The sequence below is a fragment of the Nonomuraea cavernae genome (assembly GCF_014646355.1).
Taxonomy (GTDB): domain Bacteria; phylum Actinomycetota; class Actinomycetes; order Streptosporangiales; family Streptosporangiaceae; genus Nonomuraea; species Nonomuraea cavernae.
Genome location: NZ_BMNH01000036.1, coordinates 29,554 through 42,031, shown reverse-complemented (window position 1 = coordinate 42,031; position 12,478 = coordinate 29,554). Strand labels below are relative to the sequence as shown.

General features: G+C 67.9%; 8 protein-coding genes and 1 CRISPR repeat array. Of the genes, 7 read left to right on the top strand and 1 reads right to left on the bottom strand.

Annotated features, from left to right (window positions below):
- Window positions 1–46 precede the first annotated feature (46 nt).
- The 6 genes from IEY82_RS34775 to IEY82_RS34750 all read left to right on the top strand — a co-directional run bounded on the left by IEY82_RS34775 (window position 47) and on the right by IEY82_RS34750 (window position 7,464).
- Window positions 47–1,954, top strand: coding sequence for an RNA polymerase sigma factor sigma-70 region 4 domain-containing protein (locus tag IEY82_RS34775; RefSeq protein WP_189128529.1), 1,908 nt, complete (start codon window positions 47–49; stop codon window positions 1,952–1,954).
- A 20-nt stretch (window positions 1,955–1,974) separates the two neighbouring features.
- Entirely contained in the window at window positions 1,975–3,642 is a 1,668-nt protein-coding gene (locus IEY82_RS34770; protein WP_189128528.1) for a hypothetical protein, read from the top strand.
- A gap of 15 nt (window positions 3,643–3,657) precedes the next feature.
- Window positions 3,658–4,356, top strand: coding sequence for a hypothetical protein (locus IEY82_RS34765; RefSeq protein ID WP_189128527.1), 699 nt, complete (start codon window positions 3,658–3,660; stop codon window positions 4,354–4,356).
- Window positions 4,353–6,092 carry a type IV secretory system conjugative DNA transfer family protein gene (locus IEY82_RS34760; protein WP_189128526.1) on the top strand — a complete coding sequence of 580 codons (1,740 nt, stop codon included), beginning with the start codon at window positions 4,353–4,355 and terminating at the stop codon, window positions 6,090–6,092. Before IEY82_RS34765 ends, IEY82_RS34760 begins: the two co-directional genes overlap by 4 nt.
- A complete protein-coding gene (locus tag IEY82_RS34755; protein ID WP_189128525.1) occupies window positions 6,089–6,619 on the top strand; it encodes a hypothetical protein in 531 nt (176 codons plus the stop codon). The genes IEY82_RS34760 and IEY82_RS34755 overlap by 4 nt, the downstream gene beginning before the upstream one ends.
- 212 nt (window positions 6,620–6,831) lie before the next feature.
- The gene (locus tag IEY82_RS34750) at window positions 6,832–7,464 is read left to right on the top strand and encodes a nuclease-related domain-containing protein (protein WP_189128524.1); all 633 of its coding nucleotides are present in this window, start codon (window positions 6,832–6,834) and stop codon (window positions 7,462–7,464) included.
- A gap of 377 nt (window positions 7,465–7,841) precedes the next feature.
- Here IEY82_RS34750 and IEY82_RS34740 read toward each other — a convergent pair whose 3' ends face one another.
- Entirely contained in the window at window positions 7,842–8,489 is a 648-nt protein-coding gene (locus tag IEY82_RS34740; RefSeq protein WP_189128523.1) for a class I SAM-dependent methyltransferase, read from the bottom strand.
- A gap of 525 nt (window positions 8,490–9,014) precedes the next feature.
- Window positions 9,015–9,532: direct repeats of the CRISPR family, unit length 29 nt; unit sequence CGGTTCACCCCCACGGGCGTGGGGACCAC.
- Window positions 9,533–9,701: 169 nt separating this feature from the next.
- Here IEY82_RS34740 and cas3 point away from each other — a divergent pair.
- Window positions 9,702–12,464 carry a CRISPR-associated helicase Cas3' gene (cas3, locus tag IEY82_RS34735; RefSeq protein WP_308425895.1) on the top strand — a complete coding sequence of 921 codons (2,763 nt, stop codon included), beginning with the start codon at window positions 9,702–9,704 and terminating at the stop codon, window positions 12,462–12,464.
- Window positions 12,465–12,478: the final 14 nt, after the last annotated feature.

Genomic DNA, 12,478 nt, shown 5'->3' with positions numbered 1-12,478 from the left:
GCCCGCCGGTGACCCCCTTCGCCCTTCCCACTCCGTAGGAGAGCCGATGTGGCACTCACTCCCGCACGACGCCCGCGAGGTCATCGAGGACCTGCGGCGCCGCTACGGCGACCGGCTGTATGACTACCTACGCACCGCGCTGCTCCCAGCTGAAGCCGAGCTCGCCCTGGCCAGCGCCCTGGTCTCGGCCTGCGTGCACGCCGGACGCCCGGTCAGCGACGAGTATCTGCGCGCCTGGCTGTACGCGGTGGCCAGGGTCCACCGCGCCACCGCGGCCGCCGCCAGACCGGCCGGCAGCAGAGTGTGGTCACGCCCCGGCCCGCGGGCGGCCCTGGTCGGCCAGGCCCTGGCCGGTCTGCGGGCCGACCATCGGGAGGTGCTCGACTTGTCGGCGCGGCACGGGATGACCGCTGCTGAGATCGCGCTGATTCTCGACGTCGAGCCCGGCCAGGTCGACCTGCTCGCCGCCGGAGCGGCAGACCAGCTTCACGCGTGGGTGGCCGCGCTGTCCGACGTGGGCCCGCCAAGCTCTCCGAACACCGTTGGCCTGGCGGGAGCGGGACGGAAGGGCGGCGGCTGCGAGCAGTTGGCGGGCTTGATCCGCAGTCAGGAGATCGCCTCGCTGAGCGAGCTCACCCGCACGCAGATCAGCCGCCACATCGCCGACTGCTCGATCTGTCGGCAGGCCCCCCGCAGCGCTCCGACGGCCGAGTTACTCGACCTCCTGCCAATCGGCGACGCCCCGGACGATCTGGCCGACCAGTTCACCGTGGCCGAACCGTTGTCGCACGATGAGCGGCTGTGGCGGGCAAACGGCTTCCCTGCCCAGCCCGAGCGGGGCCCTTCTGCCGACCCGCTGCACGCCACCCCGCCGACACCGGGGCGGGCGCCCGGCGAGGTGATGGCCGCGCCGGGCTCGATCGCAGCGCCTGCAGCGCAACCGGCTGACGAGCACGCCCCATCCGCAGGGCAAAGCCCGCCTCCCGAAGACCACGACCCACACGACGAACAGCAGGACGGCCGGCAGCGAGAAGATGAGCAATTCCGCGCCTGGGACCGGCGCAGCAACTCGGTCTCCGAGTTCTGGCACAAACGCTCCGATGAGTCCGATCCCGAGGCGTGCCTGTCGCTACGGCCGCTGTTACCGGCGATACGGGTAGCCGCGCTCATCATCGCGGTGGTCGGGGCCGTTGCCCTGATCGGGACGGCCTGGTCAGTCCTCAGACCCGACCCCCGGCCGGAAACGGCCGCCCGGGTCGCCGCTCCCCAGCCGGTGGGCACGATCACCCTGATCACCACGGAGCAGCCGCCGGAGGTCGACCCGGTCCTACAAGAGCCGCCCTCGCTCGCACCCACCCAAACGCCGACCAGCAGGCCGGCCACCTCCCGGACCGCGACCAAGCCGAGCACGCACCCCACCGTCCAGATGGCCGGTACTCCCTCGGCCCGGATCCGCCCCTCCAAGACCGGCGGTCCAACCACGCCCACCGGCCCCCACGACCCGCCGCGCCAGCCCACCACCAAGCCGAGCGCCTCTACGACCAAGTCGCAGCTGCCCCAACCCGCCGCCCCCTCCGCGCGAGTCTCTCCCGCCAGCCTCAACCTCGGCTCCGGCCGCACCGGATCGGTGTCGCTGGACGTTTCGCCCGGTACCGGCCAAGTGGTGTCCGCCTCAGGAAGCTCCGGCATCTCGATCAACGGCACCCGCATCACGGTGTCTGCTCCCCGGGAGAAGCCAGGCTGTGCCCGCTTCACCGAGTCCGGGACGGTCACCCTCACCTGGAGCGGCACCAGCACGGGCGACGGCCGCATCACCGCCGGCACGACCACCGGCGTCGGAACGCTGACGGTGACCGTGACCTGGACGGTGGAGGCCGACCAGGGTTACTGGATCTCCAGCGGCCCCGTCTACTCCGATCGCCAGGGGCACTGGTCGAACTGCCCGAACGGCTGACCCGAGAAGAGAGTGTCGAGATGAACAAGGTCCGAAAATTCTTCCAGGCGATGACCCGCCGCGAGAAGCGGTTCGCCGCCGCGGGCATCGTCGTGGCTCTGGTGGTCTGCGTGCCGGTCATGGCCGTCGCCGAGCCCGGCCTGGTGCACGGATCCGCGCCCGGCGAGCCGGTCGATCCCGGCGTCGAGCAGGCCCTGGCCGTCGAACGCGGTGATTCTTGCCGCGACATGCTGCCGGACGACACTCCCACGTTCGTGGTGTGCCGGTGGCTGTCGGCGCCGCAGGACGCCGCCGATGTGGCCTCGTTCTGGATGACCGACGACGGGGCCCGCCTGGAACAGGCACAGCCGCTTCCGCCCCGCTACGTGCGCTGCAACCAGCCGACCGACCTGTCCAAGACCACCGCCTGCAAGGGCGGGCAGACCAACTGCGCTCAGCAGCCGGATGGCTGGTACAAGTGCCGCAACATGGCCACCGGCACCATCACCTTCGAACGGACCGTGAACGGCGAACGCCAGATCCGCACCACAGCGCCCACAGCCTCGACAGGCCCCAGCTCCTCGGTCACTCCCCGTGCCAGGCCGACCAAGATGAGCTCCACATCCTCCCCGCCGGCCACGCTCACCATCGCGCCGTCCGCGATCGCGCCGCCGGCCTCCGACACCTCCCCGGGCCAGCCGAGCACGCGACCGGACCAGAGCCAGGCTCCCAGGCCCGACCAGCAGCCAACCACGGCGACCACCCCGTCGGCCACACCAACATCAAGCGGGGCAGCTCCGCCCAGCGACCAGGCCGGCGACCCGGTCGCCGCAGCGATCACGGCCGCCCGGACGGCACGCCTGCGCATCTGGATCGAATCGGACCTGGCCGACGACTTCAAAGCCGGCCAGGCGCAGTTCCGCGCAGCCCTGCGCACGCTGATCAACGCGGCATCGCGGCCAGGAGTGATCGGCATCAAATTCGCCGACAACCTCGGCTACACCTCCTTCACCTCCGAAGACGAGATCAAGGACTTCCTGCGGCAGGCGAGCGGCGCACTTCGTGCCGCTCTGCCGGGCAAGCGGCTGGCCATCGGCGTGGTGGTGCCCGAGCTGGGCTGCGGCGCCGCCGCAGGCTGCGTCGCGGCCATGCGCGCCAAGGCGCCGCTGGCCACCAAGAAGCTCGTCGAGCGCTACATCAAGACGAGCGCCGTCGAGCAGGTATATGTCTCCAACGGGTTGTTCGCCTCCGCTTATCGCCAACACCAGCTGCGCGACCCGAAGACAGGTAAGCAGCAGCCCGTCACACCCGCGGTCGCCACCCGCGCCCAATGGCTGAGCATCAAGGCCCTCGGCTGGGACACCCTGGCCCAGATCAGCTCGCGAGAGTACGGCCTGGCCCACAGCGGCCCCGCTGCCCCCTGGGACGACGCCCAGGCCACGGCTCAAATCAATGCCTACATCGGCACGGTGATCGGAGTCGGCGCGCCCACGGTGACTCTGTGGGGGCACAACGCCGTCGACGGCGGCCGCACCTACCGGTTGCTCGACGCCGACTTGGCGATGAACCCGATGTGGTCACAGCTGATCCGCCAGCAGCTGCGCGAGAGGCTTTCGGTGGTGTTCGATCCGCGCTCGACCGAGCTCGGCATCCACCAGGACATCGCCGCCCTCGGCAAGGCAGCCAGCGAGATCTTCATCGTCGTGTGAAGGGTGCGACACCTCATGCCGTCCGACCCCCCAGACCTGCCCGTTGACCGCCCCTACGACGGCTACGAAGGCCCGAGCGCATTCGCTGACGTCGGCGACGGCTACCCCGTCGAGCTCGGCCCAGACCAGCAGGATTCCGCCCCCGGCTCGCCCGCCGACGATGGAGACGCCGATACACCTCCCACACCGGTCAACACGCGCCGCCTGCACCCCCTGCCATCACCGGCACCAGCCAGAGACGACGACTGGGACGAGTTCGAACCGGCCCGCACCGACTGGCGCAAGATCATCCCTTTGGTAGTCACCCTGGCCGCAGCCATCGGTATCGGCGTCTGGCTGGCCATCATCCCGACGGGACAGCAGGTCACCGAACCCGAAGAACCTTCCCCGTACGCGCAGCGCACGTCACCGACACGCCAGCCACCGCCCATCACCGCCGAGCCCCGTCCCAGACCGACTCTCACCTCGGCATTGCCCCGTAGGACCGCCTCCACCAAGCCGCACGCATCCCCCAGCCCGTCGGCCAAGACGCCCGAAAGGCGGGCATCCGCCGAGCCCACCGTGACCGCCACCAAGACGGTGCGCACCACGACCACGCCCACCCGCACTCGTGCTCGTACGCCCCGACACGGTGGGCCGGAAGAGCCTCCTCTGTCTCCCAACTGCCTGACCTGGGCCGACTGCCACGACGAGCCTCCGCAGGGAAACCGATGACTACTGGGTCCGCCGGCGACGGCTGGCAGCAGTCACTGCAAGCGGGGCCGCTCATCGCCGCGGCCGTCGTCCTGCTGGCCGCATCGGTGGCCACCGTAGCCGTCCATCGCCTGCGGAATCCCCGCCGACGCCACGGGCTGGCGCTCTGGTGGCGGCTACGCCTGCGGCTGTATCCAGGCGCGGGCTTCGCTCGTCGCCTGGAGCTCTACCTGCACTACGGGCTGCCCGCCGCTCGCAAGGTCGTCCGCCACGCGCGTCCTTCCCTGCGCGGCTGGTGGAAGCGCCACCTGGTCCCGCACCACGAGATCGCCCTGTTCCTCGGCTGGGCGCAAGGCTGGATCTTCCGCATGCGCACCTACGCCACCTTCGAGGACGGTGTGCTGTGCCTGGCTCCGCAGAAAGAGGGCAAGACCGCCCACCTCGCCGGGCGCATCCTGGACGCCCCAGGCGCGGTGATCGTCACAAGCATCCGCGACGACATCGTCGGACTGACCGCGGGCCTTCGGGGCGAGCACCGGCGCGTCCACCTGTTCAACCCTGATGGGTTCGGCACCTGGGCCTCCACCGTCCGCTGGTCGCCCGTCGACGGCTGCCACGACCAGGCCACCGCCCTCCGGCGAGCCGCGCACATGGTCGCCGCGGCAGAGACCGGCGGCGTGTCCGATGAGGGATTCTGGACCAACCAAGCGGCCATGGTACTGGCCTCCCTCATGCACGCCGCCGCCCTCGAACGGCTGACGATGGAGCAGGTCTACGCCTGGGCGCTGGACGAAGATCCCACCCCGCTGAAGATCCTCGCCCGGCCCCGGCCAGGGCTCGACACCGACCGCGCCGCCGCCCTGGTGCGCCGCTACCACACCCTGCACGTCCGTACGCGCGACAGCATCTTCCTGACGCTGCGGCAGGTCCTGCGCTGCATGGACGACCCGGCGATCGCCCGGATGATCTGCCCCGCCCCCGGCGAGGGCCTCGATCTGGACGATCTGCTGCGCCGCCGCGAAACCCTGTACCTGATCGCCGGCGATGACGTGAGCCCGGCCATCCCCGTGCTGTTCACCACGCTGGTCGCCGAGATCCACCACCGCGCCCGCCAGCTCGCCTCCCGCCGCCCCGGCCGTCGGATGGACCCGCCCGTGCTCTTCGTCCTGGACGAGGCGCCCGAGGTGTGCCCGATCCCACGGCTGCCCGGCTGGCTGGCCACCGCCGCCGGCTCCGGCCTGGTCTTCGTCGTCGCGGGCCAGTCCCATGCGCAGTTCCGTCAGAAATGGGGTCCGGAAGGGGCCAGGACCATCTGGAACAACGCCAAGGCCAAGATGCTGTTCGGCGCCACCTCCGACCCGGAGGACCTGAAGACGATGTCCGAATTGTGCGGCGAGATCGCGCTGCCGTACTGGGAAACCTCGGTCGACGGCTCGGGCAGGCGGCTGCGCACCCGCCGCTGGGAGAACGTCCCCGTGCTGCCGCCCGAGCAGGCTCGCAGGCTTCCCACCTGGCGTGCCCTGGTCCTGCGCCGCAACGCCACGCCGACCATCGTCCGCATCGAGCAGATCTGGAAGCGCGCCGACTACAAGCGCTGGCGCAAGAACGGCGAGGTGCCCCTGCCACCTCAGAAACCGTCGGCCCCTACCACGGCGTCTTCCAGCACCCCTCTCGAACTGCCCGCCATCAGGCGTGGCCCCCGTCTTGCCCGGCCCTGGCACGTCCGCCACACCAATCCGGACGACGACCACCAGTGACCGGCCATCGTGACGACGGCGGAGACAACGCCCGTCCCGAGATCATCACCGGCCTGGCCGCCGAGTTGGAAGAGCTCGCCCACACCGTCGCCCAGCTGAAGGCGTCCTCCAGCCCGCCCAAGCCCTCCAGCGGCAAGCCATCGGCTGGAAGCGCCCCGCGCCCCTGGTGCTGGCCCCGCATGCCGCACGAGGAGAAGGCCGATCGTCTGGCCGAGCTGGCGGACTGGGTCCGCGACGTGTTGTTCGCCTGGCCGGACGCGCAGCGGGCCATCCTGAGCTGCTGGCCACGCCATTGGGACGTCATCGAAGAGCTCTCCATGCTGTACTGCGCCTGGCGCACCGCGTACACCTGGGACGGCGCCACATCCAGCGACGCCGCCTACTACCTCGACCGGGTCCGGCCCAGCACCGTCGAACGCCTCCAGATCCGGATGCGGCCCTGCAGCCAGAGCCACCAGCCGGATGGCCCGCCACGCGATGACGCCGACACCGTCGACCGCACCCTCACCGAGCTAAGACTGCTGTAGCGCCCTCGGCGAGGGCGAGACTGTCAGTCGCCGTCCGTACCCTGAAGGGTCCTGTCGGCGACGCCGAGGAGGGCTTTGCGATGCCGCGTCCACATTCATCCGCCGGCGCGTCGGCCCGTGCCCGCTACCATGCCCTCTGGACCGCGGGCCGCCCCCGCCGCCTGCTGGTCCGCCTGGCCGTCGCGATCGCTGCCGGTGGGCTGGTGGCGTGGATGAGCACCATCTGGCTGGGGCTGATCACCGCCGTCCTCGCTTCACTGATCACCATGGCCCATCAGTTCCGTACGCACTCGCCGGCGGCAGCCTGGCGCAAGGGTGCGGCGGGAGAACGCGCCACGGCCCGCCGCCTGCGCAAACTCGAGTTGGCCGGCTACACCGTGCTGCACGACCTGGCAGTGCCGCGCAGCAACGCGAACATCGACCATCTGGTTATCGGACCGACCGGCGTGTTCGTCATCGACTCCAAGAAGTGGCACCGCCGCACCACCGTGCGAGCGGCCGCCGGGACGCTGTGGATCGGCCGGACGCCGCTCGACAAGGTGGTGCGGCCGGTCCTCTTCGAGGCCCGCCGGGCGGGCGAGGTACTCAGCCAGGCAGCGGGGCGACGCGTCCAGGTCGCGGCGGTCATCTCGGTACACGGCTCCCGCCTGTCTCGCCACCGGGTCATCACCAACCGTGGAGCGACTCTGCTACGGGCGGCACGCCTCGTCGGTTGGATCACTCGTCGCCCTCACCTCTATGATGCAGCCGGGGTGTCGGTGCTGAGCACGGCCGCCAGCACGCTCCTGCCGCCTTACGCTCAAACCTTGGACGCATCTGACCGACGGGAGTCTCTCGGCGGCTGAACCGGCATACGGCCACGACAGGCTCCGGATGAGGGGCCAATTGAGTCACTCCTGATGGCCAGGCACTAATCGACGTGTATGACGGTTCACCCCCACGGGCGTGGGGACCACTAGGGCGTGTTTCAGAAGTGGATCACATGGTGATCCCACTTTTGGATGATCTTTGCGTGGGTCGTGGTAATTTGACCGCCGCGCAGTGGGCGCCGCTGGAGCCGTTGCTGCCAGTTCTGCAAGATCGACTACCGCGAGCGGCGCGCCGTGGAAACCGGCATCAACCGACTCAAACGCCACCGGGCCGTCACGACCAGGTACGACAAGCTCGCCGTCCGCTATGAAGCCACCGTGACCATCGCCGCCATCAACGAATGGCTGTGACCTCACCGCTTGCGGGCCAGAAGTTGCACCGCCTGTGATCGATGGCCATTCATCGTGACAATGTCGATCTGGCGCTCGTCTACCACGTCGAAGCCCAGCAGCAGAGCGCGCAGCTCGGCGATGTCGTGGTGTCGGCACACCGCACCGTCGTCAGTAGCGAACACCCCGTATGGAGTGCCAAACTGCTGGGCATGCGCGGCGTAGCGGCCCTGGTTTCGCTCGTCGTCCTGCAGGATCATGTCGCTGACGTAGAGCAGCCCGCCGGGCGCCAGGACACGGCTCAGCTCGGCGACCAACGCCCGCTGGGCGTCATCGTCGGGGACACACGTCAGCACCGCAAATAGCAGAACCATGTCGAAACTCGCCGGTGGGTAAGTCAGTTCCGGCGGAGACTTCAGGACCGCGAAGCGCAGGTCAGGCATCAACTGGCGGCCCCGCGCGATCAGCCCGGGAGACAGGTCCACGCCGGACACATCGGTGAAGCCGTGTTCGCCCAGCTCAGCCATGACACGGCCGTACCCGCAGCCGTAGTCCAAAATCCGAGCGGTCCGGCTCACCCCTTCCAGCCAGTCGGGGTTCACCGGGTGGGTGAATGTCTTCGTGACGCCGACGCTATCCCAGTACGCGACCTGACTACCAAGATCCTTCATGCGAATGCAGCATACGGCCCTCCAGAATCCCGCACGCCATTGCTCAACCCCACTTTCGAAACACGCCCTAGAAGCGGCCTCGGTCGGTGAGGCGTACCCACGGTTCACCCCCACGGGCATGGGGACCACGCCCACATCGTCGGGGCCGGGCCCGATTTCGACGGTTCACCCCCACGGACGTGGGGACGGCTACCGGTTGATAGCGCCCATCGCGTTGTTCTGCGGTTCACCCCCACGGGCGTAGGGAGCACTCCTCTCGGAGAGCAGCGATGAGGTCGTCGCGCGGTTCACCCCCACGGGCGTGGGGAGCACGTCTTGGCGGTGTCGCTGCTGCCGGCCTTCTTCGATTCACCCCCACGGGCGTGGGGATCACCCCCATGTTCGAGCGGCTGTTCTGATGGCGACCGGTTCACCCTCACAGGCGTGGGGATCACGGTTGCACCGTCCGCGCTCGCTACCTCCGCACCGGTTCACCCCACGGGCGTGGGGATCACTCGCGCCCGCCCCAGTACGTCGCCGCTGGCTTCGGTTCACCCCCACGGGCCTGGGGATCACGGCGGCGAGGTGGTCCTGATCAGTTTCGGCACCGGTTCACCCCCACGGGCGTGGGGAGCACGTCGGCGGGTTCTCTGACAGCGTCCTGCAGACCGGTTCACCCCCACGGGCGTGGGGAGCACAGCTTGGCCGCCGCGTGTCCAGGTGACGGAGACGGTTCACCCCCACGGGCGTGGGGAGCACTACCTTTATCGCACGACTTTGCCTAACCGGATTGGTTCACCCCCACGGGCGTGGGGACCACGGATTTGAGGGTGGTGACGCGGGCGTAGATGCCGGTTCACCCCCACGGGCGTGGGGACCACAGCGTGGCCTCTTCCACCTCGTGATCACGGTACGGTTCACCCCCACGGGCGTGGGGACCACGTACTGCTGGCGGATGCGCTCCCGTTCGGCCTCGGTTCACCCCCACGGGCGTGGGGACCACTCCTCGCCTCCCCATTCCTCTATGAGCGCGTCCGGTTCACCCCCACGGGCGTGGGGACCACACTTCCTGAGCAGTCAGGATAGACGCGACCTGCGATGATGCAAATGTCGGCTATTGTCGGTGATCATCAAGCTCCACAAACACGTACGGAATAAAATTCCATACGGAAGAAATCTCAGAAGCCTGGCGGATCAACACCATGCGCCATATGCTCCCTCGCGCACCACTTCGTGGCGCTTCATTCACACCCAGCGACAGGGAGATGGGTGCACGCAAATCAAGTCGGACAAATAGATGTAGATTTACTCCTTTGGGGCAAATCGTACGGTCTGGAGCGCCCGTACCCGCTGATCTGCCACTTGCTGGACACGGCCGCCATGGTGGACGTTCTGTGGAAGCAGTATCTATCACCGAACGTCAAGCGTTTTATCGCCGCCGCACTCGGGGTGGGAGTAGAAGAGGCTGGACGCCTCGTTGCCTTCTGGGCGGGCCTGCATGATATCGGCAAGTGCATGCCGTGCTTTCAAGCCATGAATCCCGATGAATTCAAGCGTCTCCATGATTACTCAGAAGCGAACGGCGAAAAGCGTCGTCACGAGCATGCTGCGCATGTATGGCTCGGCCGCCCGCTCTCTCTCATGGGATATGACGCACGGTCCCCTCAAAGCATCGCTTTCCTGGTAGCTCAATTGCTGGGCGGACATCATGGCCGCTTCCGCGTCAGAGATCACCGCGAGTGCCGTTATCCGGCCACAGCCGTGCTTCGTGAACTGGGCGAGGAAAAGTGGGAAGAGCAGCGAGAGGCCATCATGGCCACCGTCGCCGACATCTTGGCCCCTCCCCCTCCGCCCACCGGTCTGAGTCTCGAAGCGGCGGCGTTGGCGTGCGGGATCACCATTCTGGCCGACTGGCTGGTGAGTCAGGAAGATTACCTGACACGGCGACTCCCGAACCTTCCGACGGGCGTCAAGGACCTGAAGCGGCACTACCAGCACTCGTTGCATCTGGCACCCCAGCTGATCCAGGAGGCGGGTCTCACTCCGGTACGGCTCCGCGACGCGAGCTTCGCCGAGGAGTTTCCCCAGATCAAACAACCCAATGAGCTGCAACTCTCCGTCTCCGCGCAGTTGCCCGCGCTTCTCACCATCGGCCCCGGCCTGCTGATGGTGACGGCGCCCATGGGCGTAGGCAAGACCGAGGTCGCGTTCCACGCCGCTCGTCTGCTCGGTCAGGCCAGCGGCACGCCAGGCTTCCTGTTCGCCCTGCCAACGATGGCGACAGCGGATCAGATGTACGGCAGAACCAAGACGTACGGCGAAAGCCAAGCCGAGGACGACGCCGCGCTGACCTTGCTGCACAGCATGTCGTGGCTCAACGACGCCTACGTGGGCGAGGGCGTCGACTCCACCGTGATCACGGAAGACGCGAACGTCACAGCGCCAGACTGGTTGCACGGCAGGAAGCGCGGACTGCTGGCGCCGATGTCGGTGGGGACGATCGACCAGGTGCTGCTGGCCGTACTACCGCTCAAGCACATGCCGCTACGCATGCTCGGACTGGCCGGCAAGGTTTTGATCGTCGACGAGGTGCACGCGTACGACGCCTACATGCAGGAACTGCTGAGTAAGGCGCTGACCTGGTTGGGCCGGCTCGGGGTGCCGGTGGTTCTGATGTCGGCGACTTTGCCGACGCGGATCGCGGGACGTCTTGTCGCGTCCTACCTGCGGGGTGCCGGTCATCCAGAAAAGACTCTCGCCCCAATTCAATATCCGGGATGGGCGTACGCCGATGCCGGCTCCGGCAAGATCTCCACCTTCGAGGTCCGGAGCAAGCCTCGCGACCTGTGCATCGAGCGACGTCTCGCACCGGTGAAGGCGTCGACCCTGGATCGTTCCGAAGCCTTGCGCTCTCTCCTCAGCCCCTTGGTCGACGAAGGCGGGTGTGCCGGCATCGTCTGCAACACGGTCGCCGAGGCTCAGGAGACCTACCTGTTCTTGCGCGACTGGTTCGAGAGCCTGCCGAACGCTCCCGAACTGACCTTGCTGCACGCCCGCTTCCCGGCACGCCGCCGTGAAGAGATCACCACTGAGATCACCAGGCAGTTCGGCAAGTGCAAGCTGTGTCCCGTCCTCGCCGAATGTGAACATCGTCCGAAAGCCGCGGTCCTGGTCGCCACCCAAGTGATCGAGCAATCTCTCGACCTCGACTTCGATCTGATGATCAGCGATCTGGCTCCGATCGCGTTGCTCCTGCAACGGTCCGGACGGTGCCACCGCCATGAGAGCAGATTGCGACCGTCATGGGCGGCCGAGCCGAAGCTGGCCGTTCTTCGTCCAAGCGGTGCTGACGGCGAGCTGGCCTTGCCGCGTTCGTGGCCCTTCGTCTACTCCCCCTCTCTGCTCCGCCGTACTGATGTGCTGATCACTGATGGTGTGATCGCCATCCCCGGCGACGTTCAGAGGCTGGTGGAGACGGTCTACGACGACGCCTTCACCGACGGGGAGATGAGCGAGGAGGACCTGGAGTGGATCGGTAAGGAGATCGCCGAGTCGAGTCTGGCGGAGATGGTCGCGATCCCTCGCCCGGAGGAACTCGCCGGGTTGCACCTGCTGACGTCATCAGATGTGAGCGAGGAGATGGTCTCCACACGCCTCGGCGCCGATTCCACGAGAGTGCTGTGCGCCTACCAGGGACCTGATGGGTCGCTCTTCCTCGATGCCGAGCACTCCATGAAGCTGCCGGATGCCGCCAAGCTTTCCCGGCGGATGGTCAAGGCGATCCTCGCGGAGACCATCCCCTTGCGGTCCACCCTCCTTCGAGGGCGCGACACCATCAACGAGCCGCCTGCGTCTTGGCTGAAGAATGCCTGGCTTCGCGACCTGGTCGTCATCCCCCTTCAGAAGCAAGCGGATGGACGCGCCACCGGATGGATCGGCCAGCGAGAGTTCCAGCTCCGTTCCGATCTGGGCCTGAGGATCACCACTCATGCCTGAGCTGCAGCGAAAGG

Excerpts from the sequence above, each read along its gene's own strand:
- IEY82_RS34775 (WP_189128529.1), top strand. The coding sequence starts at position 47 with ATGTGGCACTCACTCCCGCACGACGCCCGCGAGGTCATCGAGGACCTG.
- IEY82_RS34770 (WP_189128528.1), top strand. The coding sequence starts at position 1,975 with ATGAACAAGGTCCGAAAATTCTTCCAGGCGATGACCCGCCGCGAGAAG.
- IEY82_RS34765 (WP_189128527.1), top strand. The coding sequence starts at position 3,658 with ATGCCGTCCGACCCCCCAGACCTGCCCGTTGACCGCCCCTACGACGGC.
- IEY82_RS34760 (WP_189128526.1), top strand. The coding sequence starts at position 4,353 with ATGACTACTGGGTCCGCCGGCGACGGCTGGCAGCAGTCACTGCAAGCG.
- IEY82_RS34750 (WP_189128524.1), top strand. The coding sequence starts at position 6,832 with ATGAGCACCATCTGGCTGGGGCTGATCACCGCCGTCCTCGCTTCACTG.
- IEY82_RS34740 (WP_189128523.1), bottom strand. The coding sequence starts at position 8,489 with ATGAAGGATCTTGGTAGTCAGGTCGCGTACTGGGATAGCGTCGGCGTC.